The organism is Achromobacter sp. SX5, from assembly GCF_056711425.1.
Genome location: NZ_CM160041.1, coordinates 1,317,403 through 1,336,345 on the forward strand (window position 1 = coordinate 1,317,403; position 18,943 = coordinate 1,336,345).

Annotated in this window: 21 protein-coding genes; 16 read left to right on the forward strand and 5 right to left on the reverse strand. The window is 68.6% G+C overall.

Translation table 11 applies throughout. The features are described 5' to 3' along the window. Together AC1M14_RS06160 and phnF are read right to left on the reverse strand one after the other, a co-directional pair. A complete protein-coding gene (locus AC1M14_RS06160) occupies positions 1–1,200 on the reverse strand; it encodes an alpha-D-ribose 1-methylphosphonate 5-triphosphate diphosphatase (RefSeq protein ID WP_479731216.1) in 1,200 nt (399 codons plus the stop codon). A gap of 88 nt (positions 1,201–1,288) precedes the next feature. Further along, on the reverse strand, positions 1,289–2,011 hold the full coding sequence (gene phnF, locus AC1M14_RS06165) for a phosphonate metabolism transcriptional regulator PhnF (protein WP_102773654.1): 723 nt from the start codon (positions 2,009–2,011) through the stop codon (positions 1,289–1,291). Positions 2,012–2,182: 171 nt separating this feature from the next. Between phnF and phnG the strand changes: the two genes are divergently transcribed. From phnG to AC1M14_RS06210, 9 genes are all read left to right on the forward strand, one after another. After that, the gene (gene phnG / locus AC1M14_RS06170; RefSeq protein WP_479731217.1) at positions 2,183–2,653 is read left to right on the forward strand and encodes a phosphonate C-P lyase system protein PhnG; all 471 of its coding nucleotides are present in this window, start codon (positions 2,183–2,185) and stop codon (positions 2,651–2,653) included. Position 2,654: 1 nt separating this feature from the next. Continuing rightward, complete coding sequence (phnH, locus tag AC1M14_RS06175) at positions 2,655–3,275, forward strand: phosphonate C-P lyase system protein PhnH (RefSeq protein WP_209165812.1); 621 nt, start codon at positions 2,655–2,657, stop codon at positions 3,273–3,275. 1 nt (position 3,276) lies between these two features. After that, a complete protein-coding gene (locus tag AC1M14_RS06180; protein ID WP_111825639.1) occupies positions 3,277–4,392 on the forward strand; it encodes a carbon-phosphorus lyase complex subunit in 1,116 nt (371 codons plus the stop codon). Then, on the forward strand, positions 4,389–5,285 hold the full coding sequence (locus AC1M14_RS06185; protein ID WP_479731218.1) for an alpha-D-ribose 1-methylphosphonate 5-phosphate C-P-lyase PhnJ: 897 nt from the start codon (positions 4,389–4,391) through the stop codon (positions 5,283–5,285). The genes AC1M14_RS06180 and AC1M14_RS06185 overlap by 4 nt, the downstream gene beginning before the upstream one ends. Continuing rightward, entirely contained in the window at positions 5,282–6,064 is a 783-nt protein-coding gene (gene phnK / locus AC1M14_RS06190; protein ID WP_102773649.1) for a phosphonate C-P lyase system protein PhnK, read from the forward strand. Before AC1M14_RS06185 ends, phnK begins: the two co-directional genes overlap by 4 nt. A 2-nt stretch (positions 6,065–6,066) precedes the next feature. Continuing rightward, entirely contained in the window at positions 6,067–6,786 is a 720-nt protein-coding gene (gene phnL, locus AC1M14_RS06195; RefSeq protein ID WP_479731219.1) for a phosphonate C-P lyase system protein PhnL, read from the forward strand. A gap of 2 nt (positions 6,787–6,788) precedes the next feature. After that, positions 6,789–7,988, forward strand: a complete 1,200-nt coding sequence (locus AC1M14_RS06200) for an alpha-D-ribose 1-methylphosphonate 5-triphosphate diphosphatase (RefSeq protein WP_209165808.1) — start codon at positions 6,789–6,791, stop codon at positions 7,986–7,988. An 18-nt stretch (positions 7,989–8,006) separates the two neighbouring features. Further along, positions 8,007–8,549, forward strand: a complete 543-nt coding sequence (locus AC1M14_RS06205) for an MOSC domain-containing protein (RefSeq protein WP_102773646.1) — start codon at positions 8,007–8,009, stop codon at positions 8,547–8,549. Positions 8,550–8,654: 105 nt separating this feature from the next. Further along, complete coding sequence (locus AC1M14_RS06210) at positions 8,655–9,089, forward strand: hypothetical protein (RefSeq protein ID WP_111825635.1); 435 nt, start codon at positions 8,655–8,657, stop codon at positions 9,087–9,089. 11 nt (positions 9,090–9,100) lie between these two features. On the opposite strand, the gene AC1M14_RS06215 is transcribed toward AC1M14_RS06210, so the two are convergent. Together AC1M14_RS06215 and AC1M14_RS06220 are read right to left on the reverse strand one after the other, a co-directional pair. Continuing rightward, complete coding sequence (locus tag AC1M14_RS06215; RefSeq protein ID WP_102773644.1) at positions 9,101–9,478, reverse strand: hypothetical protein; 378 nt, start codon at positions 9,476–9,478, stop codon at positions 9,101–9,103. A 58-nt stretch (positions 9,479–9,536) separates the two neighbouring features. Then, the gene (locus AC1M14_RS06220; protein ID WP_111826303.1) at positions 9,537–10,817 is read right to left on the reverse strand and encodes a dicarboxylate/amino acid:cation symporter; all 1,281 of its coding nucleotides are present in this window, start codon (positions 10,815–10,817) and stop codon (positions 9,537–9,539) included. Positions 10,818–11,102: 285 nt separating this feature from the next. On the opposite strand from AC1M14_RS06220, the gene AC1M14_RS06225 reads away from it, so the two are divergent. Then, complete coding sequence (locus AC1M14_RS06225) at positions 11,103–12,002, forward strand: SMP-30/gluconolactonase/LRE family protein (RefSeq protein ID WP_102773643.1); 900 nt, start codon at positions 11,103–11,105, stop codon at positions 12,000–12,002. A 184-nt stretch (positions 12,003–12,186) separates the two neighbouring features. Then, complete coding sequence (gene fba, locus AC1M14_RS06230) at positions 12,187–13,251, forward strand: class II fructose-bisphosphate aldolase (RefSeq protein ID WP_102773642.1); 1,065 nt, start codon at positions 12,187–12,189, stop codon at positions 13,249–13,251. A gap of 60 nt (positions 13,252–13,311) precedes the next feature. Here the strand turns inward: fba and AC1M14_RS06235 are convergent, their stop codons facing one another. Then, positions 13,312–13,767 carry a GFA family protein gene (locus AC1M14_RS06235; protein WP_102773641.1) on the reverse strand — a complete coding sequence of 152 codons (456 nt, stop codon included), beginning with the start codon at positions 13,765–13,767 and terminating at the stop codon, positions 13,312–13,314. A gap of 232 nt (positions 13,768–13,999) precedes the next feature. Between AC1M14_RS06235 and AC1M14_RS06240 the strand changes: the two genes are divergently transcribed. The 5 genes from AC1M14_RS06240 to hpaE all read left to right on the forward strand — a co-directional run bounded on the left by AC1M14_RS06240 (position 14,000) and on the right by hpaE (position 18,936). Next, positions 14,000–14,881 carry a phosphoribosylaminoimidazolesuccinocarboxamide synthase gene (locus AC1M14_RS06240; RefSeq protein WP_102773640.1) on the forward strand — a complete coding sequence of 294 codons (882 nt, stop codon included), beginning with the start codon at positions 14,000–14,002 and terminating at the stop codon, positions 14,879–14,881. A gap of 129 nt (positions 14,882–15,010) precedes the next feature. Next, positions 15,011–15,676, forward strand: a complete 666-nt coding sequence (locus tag AC1M14_RS06245) for a fumarylacetoacetate hydrolase family protein (protein WP_102773639.1) — start codon at positions 15,011–15,013, stop codon at positions 15,674–15,676. Then, the gene (locus tag AC1M14_RS06250) at positions 15,673–16,428 is read left to right on the forward strand and encodes a fumarylacetoacetate hydrolase family protein (RefSeq protein WP_479731220.1); all 756 of its coding nucleotides are present in this window, start codon (positions 15,673–15,675) and stop codon (positions 16,426–16,428) included. Before AC1M14_RS06245 ends, AC1M14_RS06250 begins: the two co-directional genes overlap by 4 nt. A gap of 44 nt (positions 16,429–16,472) precedes the next feature. After that, a complete protein-coding gene (locus AC1M14_RS06255; RefSeq protein ID WP_102773637.1) occupies positions 16,473–17,450 on the forward strand; it encodes a Bug family tripartite tricarboxylate transporter substrate binding protein in 978 nt (325 codons plus the stop codon). Between the two features lie 28 nt (positions 17,451–17,478). Continuing rightward, positions 17,479–18,936: a 5-carboxymethyl-2-hydroxymuconate semialdehyde dehydrogenase gene (gene hpaE, locus AC1M14_RS06260; protein ID WP_111825632.1), complete on the forward strand. Its 1,458-nt coding sequence runs from the start codon at positions 17,479–17,481 to the stop codon at positions 18,934–18,936. Positions 18,937–18,943 lie beyond the last annotated feature (7 nt).

Sequence of the window (18,943 nt, forward strand, 5' to 3'; positions counted from 1 at the left end):
TCAGGCCGCCATGCGCTGGGGCTGGCCGTCGCCGAAGGCGCGGCTGGCGTAGCGCAGTTCGCCGCCGACGATGGCGGCGCACACGCGCGGCAGGCCCGGCATGCGGTCGTCGACCACGATGGCGTCGGCGATCAGGCCCGGCGCCAGCGCGCCGCGGTCTTTCAGGCCGGCGGCGCGAGCGGGATTCAGCGACACCAGGTTCCAGGCCTGGGCCAGCGGCAGCACGCCGTCGTCGGCCAGCCGCAGCGCGGCCGCCAGCGGCGCGGGATAGTAGTAGTCGGAGGTCAGCACGTCGCACAGGCCGGCGCGCACCATCTCCGTGGCGCTGGGCGCACCGGTGTGGCTGCCGCCGCGCACCACGTTGGGCGCGCCGAACACCACGGCGTTGCCCAGGTCGCGCGCCACGCCGGCGGCCTCGCGGGTCAGCGGGAATTCCGCCACGCTGCAGCCCAACTGGTGGTAGTAGCGGCGCGTGGCGGCGTCGGGATCGTCGTGCGAGGCCACCTTCAGGCCGGCCTCGCGTGCGCAGGCGGTCAGTTCGCGCATGGCGTCGGCCACGGAATCGGCGGCGGCCATGGCGGCGCGGATGCGGTCCTGGAACACGTCGAGGTCGCATTCCGCGCGGTGCGCGTACTGCAGCAGCTTGCGCTCGTCGCCCAGCCGCCGCGCCATACTGGGCAGGTGGTCGTTGAGCGCCAGGAAGCGCACGCGGCCGTCGCGTATCCATTGCTGGGCGATGTCCAGCCCGCCCACGTGATGGGTCTCGAAGCGCAGGTGCACGTAGTGCCGCGCGCCCATCAGGGCCCGCATGCCTTCGAGCGCGTCGAACATGCGCTCGGCGTAGCTCTCGCCGCGCAGGCCGCCTTCCCAGGACAGCGTGACGCCGTGGAATTCGGTGGTGATGCCATTGGCCAGCAGCTGGCGGTCCACGTCGAACAGCGCGCCCTGATAGGGGAAGGTCACGCTGGGGCGCGGCATGATGGCGCGCTCGAAGGCGTCGCCGTGCAGGTCCACGATGCCGGGCAGCACCAGCAGGTCGCCAGCGTCGAACCAGGCGGCGCCGCGCGCGGCGGGAGCCGCCGAATCGTCGATCAGCCCGCCGTGGAAACGCAGGCTGGCCTGTTGGACGCCGCGCGGCGTCAGGATGCGCTGTCCGGTGATGCCGGCCAGGGGCGAGGGGGCAGGGGTGCGTGAGTTCATGGCGCCAAGTTAGCGGGCTTGCATTACAACCAGATGTCTAGATGAGTGGGGCCGGCCCGCCGGATTCCGGGGGCGCCGCGGTGCCGGTTCAGCCTTCGTCCGTGACCATCAGCTGCACCAGGTCGCCGACGAAGCGGGCCACGCTGTACTGCAGCGGCGCGCCCTGCTGGTCCACGTTCAGCGCCTCGACCTGGAGGATGGGGCGGGTCTTGGGCTGGCCCAGCAGGCGGGCGATTTCGGGCGAGGGCAGCGCCGCGGTGATGCGCGACCACTTGCGGGTGTAGTCGCCGATGCCGTAGTGCGCATAGACCTTGGAGATCGAACGCTGGGACGCGAGGCGCTGCGCGAAATCGGGGAAGCGCTTTTCGTCGAAGTAGTGTTCCGAGACGCTGATGGGGCGGTTTTCCGCCTTGCCCACGATCTGCACGCGCAGCAGCGCCGCGCTGCGGGCCAGCCCCAGGTGCTTGGCGATCTCGGCGGCGCGCAGCGACTGGCTGCCCAGCACCTCCTGGTGGCCCAGCATGCCCTGGCTGCGCAGGTTCTCGGAAAAGCGCGTGCGCTTGCCGATGGCGTAATCGATGGCGTGTTCCTGCACGAAGGTGCCGCGGCCCTGTTCGATCCGGACCAGGCCGCTTTGCTCCAGCTCGCCCATGGCGCGCCGTATCGTGTGGCGGTTGACCGAGAACTTGGCGGCCAGCTCGGGTTCGGAGGGCAGCTGTTCGCCCGCCGCATAGAGCTTGTTGCGGATGTCGTCCGCAAGCGATTCGCCGATTTGCCGCCAGACGGCGATGCCGGAACCTCTTTCAACCATGGAGTGCGCTCGTACTGTCATATCCGCTCTTCAAGAATGGCCACGATTGTGCCCGATGCCGCGGCCGCCGCAAAGGCGCAGCAACTGTCATCAAAAATTCACGCCCGGCTGTTGAACTTGGATTTCGAACCGATCATACTTCATCCAGTCGTCTAGACGTATGGAGGAATCTTGGAACACCCACAGACAGGACAACCGGCAACCGACGCCCGGCGCGCGGCCTGGATGCGCGTGCTGGCGCTAGCCGACGCCGGCGCGCTGGACGGCGCGTTCAGTGCGCTGGGCCGGCTGCCCGAGCATCGCACGCTGCGCCCGGCCCAGACCGGCATGGCCATGGTGCGCGCCCGCAGCGGCGGCACCGGCGCCCGCTTCAACCTGGGCGAAATGACCGTGACACGCTGCGCGGTGACGATGGGCGAGGGCGTGGTCGGCGTGGCCTACGTGCAGGGCCGCTCGCTGCGCCATGCGGAACAGGCCGCCGTGGCCGACGCCCTGCTTCAGCTGCCCGAATGGCATGAAACCGTGCAGGCGCAGCTCATCGCGCCGCTGGCGCGCCAGCATGCCGAAAAGGTCGAGCGCCAGGCCCGCGTGGCGGCGCAGACCAAGGTGGAATTCTTCACGATGGTGCGAGGCGAGGACTGACATGCAACAACCGATACTGGCCGCCGCCGCGGCCCCGGGCCGCACGCTGTTGCCCGGTTTCGCCGATCCGGTGGACGACGCGCAGGCCACCTTCCGCGCCGCGCTGGACGCGCTGGCCCATCCCGGGCGCATCCACGAAATCACGGCCGAAAGCGGCGTGCCGGCGGGCCTGTCGCCCGCCATGACGGCCCTGCTGCTGACGCTGGTCGACGTCGACACGCCGCTGTGGCTGCCGCAAGGCGCGAGCGCCGATACGCTGGCCTTCCTGCGCTTTCATTGCGGCTGCCCCATCGTGCCCTCGCCCGCGCTGGCGCGCTTCGCCGCGGCGCCGGCCGGCTTCGAGGCCCCGGCGCTGTCGGCCTGCCATCCGGGCGACCCGGCCTATCCCGATCAGTCCACCACGCTGCTGATCGAAGTCGCGTCGCTGGATGCCGGACCGCAGGCCATGCTGAGCGGCCCGGGCATCCAGAGCCGCCAGGCCCTGGCCGCGGCCGGGCTGCCGGAAGGCTTCTGGCGCGAATGGCGCCTCAATCACCAACGCTTTCCGCTGGGCGTCGACGTGCTGCTGACGCAGGGCCGGCGGATCTGCGGCCTGCCGCGCAGCACGCGCCTGGAGAACTGACATGTACGTAGCCGTGAAAGGGGGCGAGCGCGCCATCCTCAATTCCTACCGCATGCTGGACGACTACCGTCGCGGCGACCGCGAGGTGCCCGAACTGAGCCTGGCGCAGATCCGCGAACAGATGCCGCTGGCCGTGTCGCGCGTGATGGCCGAAGGCTCGCTCTACGATCCGCAGCTGGCCGCGCTGGCGCTCAAGCAGGCCGCCGGCGACGTGATCGAGGCCGTTTTCCTGCTGCGCGCCTATCGCACGACGCTGTCGCGCTACGGCTACACGCAGCCGATAGACACCGGCCGCATGCGCCTGCAGCGCCGCATCTCGTCCACCTTCAAGGACCTGCCCGGCGGCCAGATCCTGGGCCCCACCTATGACTACACCCAGCGGCTGCTGGACTTCTCGCTGCTGGCCGGACGCGAGGCCGACTCGCTGCCCGCCGGCGACGAAGCCCTGGACAGCGCCATGCCGCGCGTGACCGACCTGCTGGCGCAGGACGACCTGATCGACGCCGAGCCGGTTCCGCCCGGCGATCCCGAACCCTTCGACCTGACCCGCCAGCCGCTGGATTTCCCGGCCTCGCGCGCCGCGCGGCTGCAGAACCTGGCGCGCGCCGACGAAGGCTTTCTGCTGTCGATGGGCTATTCCACGCAGCGCGGCTACGGCAACACCCATCCCTTCGCGGCCGAGATCCGCTACGGCGCGCTGGAAGTGGAAATGCACATCGAGGAACTCGGCTACGCCGTCACCGTGGGCGAGATCGAAGTGACCGAATGCCAGATGGTCAGCCAGTTCGCGGGCAACGCCGAGGAAGGGCCGAAGTTCACGCGCGGCTACGGGCTGACGTTCGGCTACGGCGAACGCAAGTCCATGTCGATGGCGCTGGTGGACCGCGCGCTCAAGGCCGCCGAGCTGGGCGAGCTGGCCGATTCTCCGGCCAACGACCACGAGTTCGTGCTCTACCACAGCGACAACGTCGAGGCCTCGGGCTTCGTGCAGCACCTGAAGCTGCCGCACTACGTGGACTTCCAGGCCAACCTGGAACTGCTGCGCCGCATGCGCGCCGAGCGCGACGCGCCGCAGGCCGCGGACAAACAACTGATGGACGAGGCGGTTTCCCCATGACGACGCAACAACAGGCCGCGGTCGCGCGCGACGACCACTACAACTTCGGCTACCTGGACGAATCCACCAAGCGCATGCTGCGCCGCGCGCTGCTCAAGGCGGTGGCGATTCCCGGCTACCAGGTGCCGTTCGGCAGCCGCGAGATGCCGCTGCCCTACGGCTGGGGCACGGGCGGCATCCAGGTCACGGCCGCCATCATCGGGCGCGGCGACGTGCTCAAGGTGATAGACCAGGGCTCGGACGACACCACCAACGCGATCAACATCCGGCGCTTCTTCGGCCGCGTCACGGGCGTGGCCACCACGCAGTCCACGCCGGCGGCCACCATCGTGCAGACGCGCCATCGCATTCCCGAGACGCCGCTGGCCGCCGGCCAGATCATGGTGTTCCAGGTGCCCATTCCCGAGCCGCTGCGCTGGCTCGAACCCAGCGAAACCGAGACCCGCACCATGCATGCGCTGGCCGAATACGGCGGCATGCACGTCAAGCTGTACGAGGACATCGCGCAGCACGGCCGCATCGCCACCACCTACGACTACCCCGTGATCGTCAACGACCGCTACATGATGCGGCCTTCGCCCATCCCCAAGTTCGACAATCCCAAGCTGGACGGCAGCCCGGCGCTGATGCTGTTCGGCGCGGGCCGCGAAAAGCGCGTCTACGCCGTGCCGCCATACACCCGGGTCAAGAGCCTGGACTTCGAGGACCACCCCTTCGAAGTGCAAAGCTGGAGCGAGCACTGCGACCTGTGCGGCTCGCGCGAGAGCTTCCTGGACGAAATCATCCTGGACGACGCCGGCACGCGCCGCTACGTCTGCTCGGACACCGAATACTGCAACGATCGCCAGGCGCGCCAGCGCCCGGACGCCAACCCGGACGAGGCCGCGGTATGAATCCCCAAGCGAATCCCCTGCTGTCCGTGCGCGGCATGACGCGCACCTGGGACGGCGTGCACGGCTGCCGCGACGTCAGCTTCGATCTTTATCCCGGCGAGGTGCTGTGCGTGGTCGGCGAGTCCGGCTCGGGCAAGAGCACGCTGCTGTCGGCGGTGTCCCACCAGACCCGGCCGCAGGCCGGCAGCGTCTGGTACGACACCCGCGACCAGGGCTTCACCGACCTGGCCGCGCTGCCTGCCGCGCGCCTGCGCCTGCTGGCGCGCACCGACTGGGGCTTCGTGCGCCAGAACGCTCGCGACGGCCTGCGCATGCAGGTCAGCGCCGGCGCCAACATCGCCGAACGCCTGATGGCCGTGGGCGAGCGCCATTACGGCGAGCTGCGCCGCGTGGCCGGCAACTGGCTGCACAAGATGGAGATCGACGTCGGCCGCCTGGACGACGCGCCGGTATCGTTTTCGGGCGGCATGCAGCAGCGCCTGCAGATCGCCCGCAACCTGGTGACCCATCCGCGCCTGGTGTTCATGGACGAACCCACGGCCTCGCTCGACGTGTCGGTGCAGGCGCGCCTGCTGGACCTGCTGCGCCAGCTGGTGACCGACCTGGGCCTGGCGGCCATCGTGGTCACGCACGACCTGGCCGTGGCGCGCCTGCTGGCGCACCGGACCCTGGTCATGCGCGGCGGCGAGGTGGTCGAAAGCGGGCTCACCGACCAGATCCTCGACGATCCGCAGCACCCCTATACCCAATTGCTGGTGTCCTCCATTTTGCAGAGCTGAGCATGCGCGCAACCACTCCGATGATCGAGGTGCGGGGCCTCGGAAAAATGTTTACCCTGCACAACCAGGGCGGCATGCGGCTGCCGGTGCTGGAGGCGGTCGACTTCGACGCCGCGGCCGGCGACTGCCTGGTGCTGGCCGGGCCGTCCGGCACCGGCAAGAGCACGCTGCTGCGCTGCCTCTACGGCAACTATCTGGCCACCGAGGGCAGCATCCGCGTGCGCGTCGAAGACGGCTGGGTCGAGCTGGTGGGCGCGCCGGAGCAGCGCATCCTGGCGCTGCGGCGCGACGTGATCGGCTACGTCAGCCAGTTCCTGCGGGTGATTCCGCGCGTGGCCGCGCTGGACGTGGTGGCCGAGCCGCTGCGCGCGGCCGGCGTGCCGGCCGACGAGGCGCGCGCCCGCGCCGCCGCGCTGCTGCGGCGCCTGAACGTGCCCGAACGCCTGTGGGGCCTGGCCCCGGCCACTTTCTCCGGCGGCGAGCAGCAGCGCGTGAACATCGCGCGCGGTTTCATCGCCCGCCATCCGATCCTGCTGCTGGACGAGCCCACCGCCTCGCTGGACGCCGACAACCGCCAGGTGGTGATCGACCTGATCCTCGAAGCCCGCGCCCAGGGCCGCTGCTTGCTGGGCATATTCCACGACGCCGAGGTGCGCGACGCAGTGGCCACCCAGACGCTGGAACTGCGCCCGGCCGTGACCGCCGCCGCGATGGAGGCCTGACCATGCACAGCACTTATCTCACCCATGCCCGCGTCGTGCTGGCCGACCGCGTGCTGGAGGACAGCGCGGTGCTGATCGATGACGGCCGCATCGTGGCCGTCGAGCCGGCCGGCGCGCGCGCCGGCCGCGAAGTCGACCTGCAGGGCCAGGTCCTGCTGCCGGGCCTGATCGACCTGCATTGCGACGCCATCGAAAAAGAGGCCGAGCCGCGCTCGCGCGTGCTGTTCCCGCTGGACTTCGCGGTGGCGCAGGTGGACCGCCGCAACGCCGCGGCGGGCATCACCACGCCTTATCACGCGCTGTCCTTCGCCAACAGCGAATGGGGCGTGCGCAACAACCAGACGGCCGCCGAAGTGGTGCGCACGGTGCGCGCGTTCCGTGGCCACAGCCTGGTCGACAACCGCATCCACTGCCGCTACGAGGTCACCGACGCCACCTCGGTGGACGTGCTGCGCGCGCTGATGGACGAGGGCGCGGTGGACCTGCTGTCGGTCATGGACCATTCGCCGGGGCAGGGGCAGTTCAAGACGCTGGAGTCCTATCTGCAATACATGATGGGCAACCACGCCATGAGCCGCGAGCAGGCCGAGGAAGCGGCGCAGGCCAAGAGCCGCGCGCGCGACGGCGCGGTGGCGCGGGTCGAGACCTTGCTGGCGCATGCGCAGGGCCTGGGCATCCCCACGGCCAGCCACGACGACGACTCCATCCACCGCATCGCCACCATGCGCAACCTGGGCGTGGCCATGAGCGAGTTCCCCATCAACCTGGATACCGCGCGCGCCGCGGTGTCTTGCGGCCTGCCCACCATCCTGGGCGCGCCCAACGTGCTGCGCGGCCAGAGCCAGAGCGGCTCGATGCGGGCCATCGACGCGGTGCGGGCCGGCGTGGCGAGCTGCCTGTGCTCGGACTACCAGCCTTCCACGCTGATCGCCGCCGTCTTCGCGGTGGCGGCGCAGACCGAGCTGACGCTGGCGCAGGCGGCCGCGCTGGTCACGCTGAATCCCGCGCAGGCCTGCGGCCTGTCGGACCGCGGCCGCATCGCGCCCGGCATGCGCGCCGACCTGGTGGCGGTGGCGCAGGTGGGCGGCCAGCCGTTGATCAGCCACACCTGGTCGGCGGGCCGGCTGGTATTCTCCACCCACTACCCGCCCTTGCGCGCCGGCGCGGCGCTCGAACCCGAGGCCCAGGGCCTGGCGGCCTGAGACAGCAGGAGCAAGCCGATGGACCCCATCGTGACCGCCGTGGCGCGCAGCGCCGCGCACACGTTCAGCAAGCCCGTGGTGCCTGAAATCATGTTGCTCAAAGGGCTGGGCGTGGAGGGCGACGCCCACCTCGGCGTCACCGTCAGGCACCGCTCGCGCGTCAAGGCCGACCCCAGCCAGCCCAATCTGCGCCAGGTGCACCTGATCCACGCCGAATTGCACGACGAATTGCAGTTGGCCGGCTTCAACGTGGCCGAAGGCACGATGGGCGAGAACATCACCACCCGCGGCATCGACCTGCTGGCGCTGCCGCGCGGCGCCTGGCTACACCTGGGCGCCGGCGCGGTGGTGGAGATCACCGGCCTGCGCAATCCCTGTGCGCAGCTGGACCACTACCAGCAGGGCCTGACCGCCGCGGTGCTGGGTCGCCATCCGGACGGCAGCCTGATGCGCCGGGCCGGGGTCATGGGCATCGTGCTCGAAGGCGGCGAGGTCCGGGCCGGCGATGCTATTCGCGTGACGCTGCCGGCCTTGCCGCACCTGGCGCTGGAACGTGTTTGAAATATCCTGCGCGGCCCCGGACGCGGGCCCGCGCATCTGGTTAAATGGGAACTGGAGCGCTGCCGCATTTTCCGCCGGCGGCGCGCCTTTTTTCCGGAGCGCGCGATGGCACGATTCAATTTCACCCAGGATCCCGAAGAACCCGATCTGTGGGCGGCCGAAAACGTCGCCGTGGGCGCGGATCGCCCGCCGATCCACGTCATGATCCAGACCGACGGCGAGGAACCCGGCAGCGGCGCGTCCAAGGCGGTCAAGAACATCCTGGACACCCTCGACGAGCAGATCCTGGCCGCCGCCGATTTCCTGCTCGACAACTATTCCTACGAACACTACAAAAAACTGGGCATCGAAGACGCCCAGCTGCTGCCCGAGGAAACCGCCGAGGCCATGGCCGAGAAGGCAGTGCTGCGCGCGCTGTGGCTGTTCGACGAGGACGGCGACGGCTATGAACTGTGGTTCACGCTGCCCTGGGACCCGGTGCACACCTACGACGTGGAATTCGAGGACGGGGCGCCGGTGTCTTGCTCGGTCAATGACTGAATGACCGAAACCTAACGGACCAGCTCGAACCGGCTGGCCCGCGCCTCGCCCAGCGAATCGTCATAGCGGTAGCGCAGCTTTACAGATTGCCCCTTGCGCACCGCCGTGGCGCCGGCGCCGTCGAGCACCACGTCGATTTCCCGGCCCATGAATTCGGTGCAGTCGGTGTCGGCGCGCGCGCCTTCGGGGATCTCGGCGCTGCGGACCCTGAGCCTGAACATCAATTGGCTGATTTCGGTGCCGTCGATGCGGAACTGGCGCATCTGCATGGGCGGGCTGGCGGCGGTGCCGCCCAGGTTGCAGGATATGCGCGTCCAGGCGTGCGAGGCGGGGGCTGCGGCCATCAGGGCGACGGCCGCCACGGTGCAGCGCAGGCGTAGGGAAATCATGGCTGGATCGGGCAGGGCTTGCCGGGGGCTTATATGTTGCTCCCGGCGATGGCGACGGTCAAGACGCCGCGACCCCGCCCGCGGCCTCTTTGGCCGGCGCTTCCTCATCGGCGGGCTGGCGGCCTTCCAGCTTGGCGATGACGGCGGTGGCCAGGCTGTTGCCGACCACGTTGGTGGCGGTGCGGCCCATGTCGAAGAACTGGTCGATGCCCATGATCAGCAGCAGGCCGGCCTCGGGCAGGTTGAACATCGGCAGCGTGGCGGCCACCACCACCAGCGAGGCGCGCGCCACGCCGGCCATGCCCTTGCTGGTCACCATCAGCACCAGCAGCAGCGTCAGCTGCTGGGTGAAGCTCATCGGGATGCGGTAGGCCTGCGCGATGAACAGCACCGCGAAGGACTGGTACATCATCGAGCCGTCCAGATTGAAGGAATAGCCCAGCGGCAGCACGAAGCCCGAGATGCGCTTGGGCACCCCGAAGCGCGAGAGCGCCTCGATCGTCTTGGGGTAGGCCGATTCGCTGCTGGCCGTGGAGAACGCCAGCAGCGTGGGTTCCTTGATCAGCCCGCCCAGCCGGCGCACGGACTTGCCCAGGAACAGGTAGCCGATCAAAAACAGCACGCCCCACAGCAGCGCCAGGCCCAGGTAGAACTCGCCTATCAGCTTGCCGTAGCTGACCAGCACGCCCAGGCCTTCGGTGGTGATGGCGGCGGCCATCGCGGCGAACACGCCCAGGGGCGCGAAGCGCATGACGTAGTCGGTCACCCGGAACATGATCTTGGCCAGCTCGTCGATCATGTTGTAGAGGGTGTGGTGGCCCTTGCTGCGCACGAAGGACAGCGCCGTGCCGAAGAACAGCGAGAACACCAGGATCTGCAGGATCTCGTTGTTGGACATGGCCTGCGCGATGCTGCTGGGGAAGACGTGCGCGATGAAGGCCTTGAGCGTGAAATCGCCCGTCTTCAGGCCGGAGCTGGCGCCGGCGTCGGGCAGCGTCATGTTCATGTGCGCGCCCGGTTCGAACAGATTGACCAGCGCCAGGCCCAGCAGCAGCGAAACCAGCGAGGCGGCGACGAACCAGATCATCGCGCGCATGCCGATGCGGCCCACGGCGCTGGCGTCGCTCATGCTGGCCAGCCCCGTCACCAGCGTGGCGAACACCAGCGGTGCGATGATCATCTTGATCATGCGCAGGAAGATGTCGGTGACCAGGCTGAAGTAGGCGGCGATGCGGGCGGCCTCCTCGGGAGTTTGCGCGTATCGGTGGCAGAAGTAGCCCACCACGATGCCCAGCACCATGGCGATGCCGATGTAACGCGTCAGCTTCTTAGTGTTCATGATCAAAACGGAAAAACGGCGACCGTGCGCCAGGCCCCGCGGGTGCCGGGTCCGCCGGCATGGGGCGGGCGAGCGGTCGGATGACAGACATGCCAGGGCGATCCCGAGGCTTGCGGGTTTACCCTTGGGCCGCGATGTTAACGCCGCCAAGCTGACAGCCAGTTGTCGCCTCCAGTGGAGCGGATTTGTATCAAATTGGAACGGCGCCACGGCCCCGCGCCGCCATGCCAGAATGCCTGGCCGGCCGCCAAGGCGGCGTCCCGCGACAAAAAAGGAGACTGGAAAATGCAGAAACGAGAACTGTCGGTGCTGGCGTCCGGATACACCTACCTGGAGGGCCTGCGCTGGCACGAGGGCCGCCTGTGGGCGTCGGACTTCTACACCGGCCAGGTCATCGCGGTGGACCTGGACGGCCGGGTCGAGCGCATCTGCGAGGTGCCGCAGCAGCCGTCCGGCCTGGGCTGGCTGCCGGACGGCCGGCTGCTCATCGCCTCCATGAAAGACCGCAAGCTGCTGCGCCGCGAAGCCGACGGCAGCCTGGTCGAGCATGCCGACCTGTCGGCGCTGACCGGCGGGCACATCAACGACATGGTGGTCGACGCGCAGGGCAGGGCCTACGTGGGCAATTTCGGCTTCGACCTGATGAACGGCGCGCCGGTGCGCAACACCACCATCGTGCGCGCGGACCCCGACGGCTCCTGCCGGGTGGTGGCCGACGGGCTGTGCTTTCCCAACGGCTCCTTCATCACCCCGGACGGCGCCGTCATGATCGTCAACGAGACCTTCGGCAACCGTATTTCCGAATTCGACATCCTGCCCGACGGCGGCCTGGGGCCGCGCCGCGACTGGGCCGATTTCGGCCCGCTGCCCGCCAGCGACGACCTGGGCGTGCTGATCGCCGCCTCGGCCATCGGGCCGGACGGCGGCGCGCTGGACGCCGAGGGGGCGCTGTGGGTGGCCGACGCCATCGGCAAGCGCATCGTCCGCCTGGCGCGCGGCGGCCGGATACTGGAGCAGATCGACACCGGCGAGTTCGGCATCTTCGCCGCCGCCCTGGGCGGGCCGGACGGCCGCAGCCTGTTCATGGCCGCGGCGCCCGATTTCATCGAGGCCAACCGCCGCGCCAGGCCCGAGGGGCGCATCCTGGTGACGCGGGTCGACGTGCCGCACGCGGGCCGGCCGTAGGGCCCCCGCACCGGCGCCCTCGTGCTTGCGGCGGGGGCGCCGGGACGGCTTACGCCGTTCGGCGCAGCCCGAATGGCCTGGATACCGCCGGTTGCAAGACCTTTCGGCGAATCCCCCGTAAAATCACCCCATTCAGCAAGACTTCAACCATCTTTCAATAGACAGTACCTAAGGAGGACCACTCATGGCCCTAGTCTCCATGCGCCAGTTGCTCGACCACGCCGCCGAGCACGGCTACGGCATTCCCGCTTTCAACGTCAACAACCTGGAGCAGGTCCAGGCCATCATGGAAGCCGCTGCGGAGACCGACAGCCCCGTGATCATGCAGGCCTCGGCCGGCGCGCGCAAATACGCGGGCGAAGGCTTCCTGAAGCACCTGATCCAGGCCGCCGTGGAATCCTATCCGCACATTCCCGTGGTCATGCACCAGGACCACGGCCAGTCGCCCAAGGTCTGCCAGGGCGCCATCGACCTCGGCTTCTCCAGCGTCATGATGGACGGCTCGCTGAAGGAAGACGGCAAGACCATCGCCGACTACGACTACAACGTCGAAGTGACCAAGAAGGTCGTCGACGTGGCCCACAAGCTGGGCGTGACGGTCGAAGGCGAACTCGGCTGCCTGGGCTCGCTGGAAACCATGCAGGGCGACAAGGAAGACGGCCACGGCGCCGACGGCAAGCTCACCATGGACCAGCTGCTGACCGACCCGGAACAGGCCGCCGACTTCGTGCGCAAGACCCAGCTCGACGCCCTGGCCATCGCCATCGGCACCAGCCACGGCGCCTACAAGTTCACGCGCAAGCCCACCGGCGACATCCTGTCGATCTCCCGCATCAAGGAAATCCACGCCCGCCTGCCCAACACCCACCTGGTGATGCACGGCAGCTCCAGCGTGCCGCAGGAACTGCTGGCCGAGATCCGCGAATTCGGCGGCAACATGAAGGAAACCTACGGCGTGCCCGTCGAGGAAATCCAGGAAGCCATCAAGTACGGCGTGCGCAAGATCAATATCGACACCGATATCCGTCTGGCCATGACCGGCGCGATCCGCCGCTTCTTCGCCGAGAACCCCGAGAAGTTCGACCCGCGCGAATACCTGAAGCCGGCCCGCGCCGCCGCCAAGGCCATCTGTGTGGCCCGCTACACCCAGTTCGGCACCGCCGGCAACGCCAGCAAGATCAAGGCCCTGCCGCTGACCGAAATCGCCGCCCAGTACGCCTCGGGCAAGCTGGCGCAAGTGGTGCAGTAAGCACGCTCGGCAGTGCGGAAGAACGGGCCCGTATTCATGCGGGCCCGTTTTTTTTATGGTCTAGGCGGCGGGCCCGTTGCCGGCGTAGTGCGGGATGCTGCGGTCCACGTGGTGCCAGGACGGCGCGGAACCGGTCCACAGGCTGGCGCGGGCGTGGAAGGCCTCGGGATCGTCCAGCGAGCCGGCCCGCACGATTTCGTAGTCCATGCCTTCGGAGCCGCCGAACAGCGGCGTGCCGCAGGCCGCGCAGAAGCTGCGCATGACGGTGTGGCCGGAGTCGCCCTTGTAGCGGTGCTCCTTGGCCTGGCCGCGCAGCAGCGTGACCGAGCCGGCCGGAAAGATCAGCGCGTGGGCCGGGGCGCCGCCGCTGGAATACTGGCAGTCCCGGCAATGGCAGGTGGCGGCGGTCAGGGGCTCGTCGGTGACGGCGTAGCGGACCGCGCCGCACTGGCAGCCGCCGGTCAGGTGCACTTGCGCGTCGGCGGCGGGCCTGCGTTTGAGGGAAGCATCCTGCATACGGCTTGGTCTCCGGGTGGAAGGGGTGCGCCGTGACGCCTGCGGCGGTCGGCGCGCATGGTAAGAGACCACAGCCTAACGCCTGCGCCGGGCGGCGTCGAGGGGAGGGCGGCCGGGCGCCGTCGGCAGCGCCGGGCCGTTTTGCAGTAACCTATGCGCCTTGCAGGTTCGACTTTCCCGCCCTGGCGCTGCCCGAGGCGGGAATCTTCATTATTGCCATAGGCCATTTCCCGTGACTTCTGCTTTGCATCAATCCAGCATCAAGTCCTTGCCGCTGCTGGGCCGCGGTAAGGTGCGCGATATGTACGCGGTAGGCGACGACAAGTTGCTGATCGTCGCGTCGGATCGCATCTCCGCGTTCGACGTGATCCTCGACGACCCCATCCCCGGCAAGGGGCAGGTGCTGACCGAGCTGACCGAATTCTGGCTGCAGAAGCTGGCCCATATCCTGCCCAACCACTCCACCGGCATCAAGCCCGAGGACGTGGTCGCGCCGGACGAGGTGGACCAGGTGCGCGGACGCGCCGTGGTGGTCAAGCGCTTGAAGCCCATCCTGGTCGAGGCCGTCGCCCGCGGCTACCTGATCGGCTCGGGCTGGAAGGACTACCAGGCCACCGGCTCGGTGTGCGGCATCGCGCTGCCGGCCGGCCTGCAGCAGGCCAGCCAGCTGCCCGAACCCATCTTCACGCCGGCGGCCAAGGCCGAATTCGGCATGCACGACGAAAACGTCGACTTCGCCCACGTGGTCAAGGAAGTCGGCCAGGAAATGGCCGAGCGCATCCGCGACGTGACCCTCAAGCTGTACGCCGAGGCCGCGCGCTACGCCGCCACCAAGGGCATCATCATCGCCGACACCAAGTTCGAATTCGGCCTGGACGACGACGGCACGCTCTACCTGATGGACGAAGTGCTGACGCCCGATTCCTCGCGCTTCTGGCCGGCCGACGGCTACCGCGTCGGCATCAGCCCGCCTTCCTTCGACAAGCAGTTCGTGCGCGACTGGCTGGAAACCCAGACCTGGGACAAGACGCCGCCGGCGCCGCGCCTGCCGCAGGACGTGCTGGAAAAGACCGCCGCCAAGTACCGCGAGGCCCTGGACCGCCTGATCGCCTGACCGGTCACAGGCGCACGAAAAGCCGCTCGCCACGAGCGGCTTTTTTTTCGCCTAGGGGTAATCCTGAGTTTGCGTTATCGGGATTTTAGTTAACATGGTAATTGTTACCTCGTTAATTAGATCCCGATCATGCAGACTCCGCACTCCATCCGGCGCGACGGCACCGTCTACGGGGCATTGCTCAACGACCGCGCCACCCTCGAACGCCTGGCGCCCCAGTTCGACGGCGCGCCCTACAAGGCCGCGCCCAAGGCGCCGGTGCTCTACATCAAGTCGCGCAACACTTACGCCGCCGACGGCGCCGTGGTGGAGATCCCCGCCGATCCGGGCGTGGTGCGCATCGACGCGACCATCGGCCTGGTGATCGGGCGGCCCGCCAGGCAGGTACCGGCGGCCCAGGCCATGAGCCACGTGGCCGGCCTGGTGATCGTCAGCGACCTGACCCTGCCGCACGAGAACTACTACCGTCCCGCCGTCGTGCAGCGCAACCGCGACGGCTTCTGCCCCATGAGCGAGGTGCTCCAGGGCCAGCCCGGCTTCGATCTCGACCAGGCCGCGCTGGGCGTGCGCGTCAACGGCCAGCAGGCCTACGAGCGCAGCTTCGCCACGCTGCTGCGTCCCGCCGCGCAGCTGATCGCCGACGTGACCGAATTCATGACCCTGGCCGAGGGCGACGTGCTGCTGCTCGGCCCCGGCGAAGGCTCGCCCGTGGGGCGCGCCGGCGACCGCGTCACGATCACCGTGCCCCGTCTGGGCGAATTGAGCCACAGCCTGGCAGAGGAGAAGCAGGCATGAAGCGCGGACGCATTGTTTACGAGAACCGGACCTGGGACGTCACCGAAGGCGAGGGCGGGACGGTCAGGCTGCCCGACGGCCGCCTGCTGGCCCAGGCCGACGTGCAATGGCTGCCCCCGATCGAATTCGGCACCATCATCGCGCTGGGCCTGAACTACGCCGACCACGTCAAGGAACTGTCGCGCGAACTCACGGTCACGGCCAAGGACGCGCCGCTGGTATTCCTGAAGGGGCCGAACTCGCTGGTCGGCCATCGCGGCCGCACGCCGCGTCCGCGCGACGCCGCCTTCATGCATTACGAATGCGAGCTGGCCGTGGTGATCGGCCGCCAGGCCAAACGCGTGCGCGCCGCCGACGCGATGGCCTGCGTGGCCGACTACACGGTGAGCAACGACTATGCCGTGCGCGACTACCTGGAGAACTACTACCGCCCCAATCTGCGGGTCAAGAACCGCGACGCCTCGACCGCGATCGGTCCCTGGCTGGTCGACGCGGCCGACGTGCCGGACCCGCACGCGCTGGGCCTGCGCACCCGCGTCAACGGCCAGGTCACGCAAAGCGGCAACACCGGCGACATGATCCACCGCATTCCCGAACTGATCGAGTACCTGAGCGGGTTCATGACGCTCATGCCCGGCGACGTGATCCTCACCGGCACGCCCGACGGCGTGGTCAACGTGCAGGCCGGCGACGTGGTCGATACCGAAATCGACGGCATCGGCACGCTGACCAACACCTTGGCCGAGGCCTGATTCCATCGTTTCTTGTTGCGCAACGACATCCAGGAGAAAGCGCCATGCGCTGCAATATCCGTCTTGCCGCCGCCATGCTGGCCGCGGCCGCCTCGCTGACCGGTTTCGGCGCGTCAGCCCAGAACTATCCCAATCAGCCCCTGCGCTGGGTAGTGGGCTACCCCGCGGGCGGCGGCACCGACTTCCTGGCGCGCACCACCGGCGCGCAGCTGTCGCGGCAGCTGGGCCAGCCCGTGGTGGTGGAAAACCGCCCCGGCGCGGGCGCCATCATCGCCTCGGAATTCGTGGCGCGCGCGCCCGGCGACGGCTACACCGTGCTGTCGGCCGACAACGGCGTGCTGATCTACAACAGCGCGCTCTACAAGCAGCTCAACTACGAGCCGCAAAGGGATTTCGCGCTGCTGGGCATGATGGGCCGCTCGCCGCTGGTCATCACCGCGGCGCCCAATTCCGGCTTTACCGACGCCAAGAGCCTGCTGGCCGCGCTCAAGGGCGCGCCGGGCAAGTACGGCATCGCCACCGCCGGCGTCGGCAGTCCGCACCACCTGGCGCTGGAACTGTTCCAGCGCGAGGCCCAGGTATCGGTGCTGCACGTGCCCTACAAGGGCGGCGCCCAGGCGCTGCGCGACCTGATGGGCGGGCAGGTGCCGCTGATGATGCTGGACCTGCCCAGCGGCGTCAGCGCGGTGAAATCCGGCAAGGTCGTGCCGCTGCTGGCCATGTCGGCCGAGCGCATCCCGCAGCTTCCCGACGTACCCACGGCGAAAGAGCTGGGCTTTGCCGGCGTCGAAGCCTATACCTGGCAGGGCCTGGCCGTGCCCGCGGCCACGCCGCGCGACGTGCAGGAACGCCTGAGCGCCGAACTGCAGAAGGCCATGGGCGATGCCGACGTGCGCCAGAAACTCTACGACGCCGGCTGGGAAGCGCGTCCCACCAACGCCGCGGACATGAACGCCTACGTCGCGGACGAAAGGCAGAAATGGCGCGCGCTCATCAAGAGCCGCAATATCAGTCTGGATTGAATATCGTCCGTATCACGCAAGAGAAGCCATGAAAATCGATCACCTGATCAACGGCAAGATCGTTGCCGGCAAGGATTATTTCGAAACCGTCAATCCCGCCACCCAGGACGTGCTGGCGGAAGTCGCCGCCGGCGGCGAGGCCGAAGTCGACGCCGCCGTGCGGGCTGCGCAGGAAGCCTTTCCCGCCTGGGCGGCCAGGCCCGCGGCCGAGCGCGCCAGGCTCATGCACAAGCTGGGCGAGCTGATCACCCGGCACGTGCCGGAGATCTCGCAGACCGAGACCAACGACACCGGCCAGACGATCAGCCAGACCGGCAAGCAGCTGGTGCCGCGCGCGGCCGACAACTTCCATTACTTCGCCGAGATGTGCACGCGGGTGGACGGCCACACCTATCCCACGTCCACGCACCTGAACTACACGCTGTTCCATCCGGTGGGCGTGTGCGCGCTGATCTCGCCGTGGAACGTGCCGTTCATGACGTCCACCTGGAAGGTCGCGCCCTGCCTGGCTTTCGGCAATACCGCGGTGCTCAAGATGAGCGAGCTTTCGCCGCTGACCGCGGCGCGCCTGGGCGAGCTGGCGCTGGAAGCCGGCATCCCGGCCGGCGTGCTCAACGTGGTCCACGGCTACGGCAAGGAAGCGGGCGAGCCGCTGTGCGTGCATCCGGGCGTGCGCGCCATTTCGTTCACCGGCTCGACCGCCACGGGCAATCGCATCGTGCAGGCCGCCGGCCTGAAGAAATACAGCATGGAGCTGGGCGGCAAGAGCCCCTTCGTGATCTTCGACGACGCCGACCTGGACCGCGCGCTGGACGCCGCCGTGTTCATGATCTTCTCCAACAACGGGGAGCGCTGCACCGCCGGCAGCCGCATCCTGGTGCAGCAGGGCGTCTACGCCGGCTTCGTCGAGAAGTTCGTGGCCCGCGCCCGGCGCGTGAGCGTGGGCGATCCGCTGGACGAGCAGACCATCATCGGCCCCATGATTTCCCGCGGCCACCTGGCCAAGGTGCGCAGCTATATCGAACTCGGGCAGAAAGAGGGCGCCTCCATGCTGTGCGGCGGCCTGGACGCCCCGGCGGTGCCCGACCGCGTCAGGCACGGCAACTTCGTCGCGCCCACCGTCTTCGCCGACGTGGACAACCGCATGAAGATCGCCCAGGACGAGATCTTCGGGCCGGTCGCCTGCCTGATTCCGTTCAAGGACGAGGCCGACGCCATCCGCATCGCCAACGACACCGCCTATGGCCTGTCCAGCTATGTCTGGACCGAGAACGTCGGCCGTGCGCACCGCGTGGCCGCGGCCATCGAGGCCGGCATGTGCTTCGTCAACAGCCAGAACGTGCGCGACCTGCGCCAGCCTTTCGGCGGCACCAAGGCCTCGGGCACCGGCCGCGAAGGCGGCACCTGGAGCTACGAAGTGTTCTGTGAACCGAAGAACGTGGCCGTCGCCACCGGCTCGCACCCTATTCCGCACTGGGGCGCGTGAGCGTCTG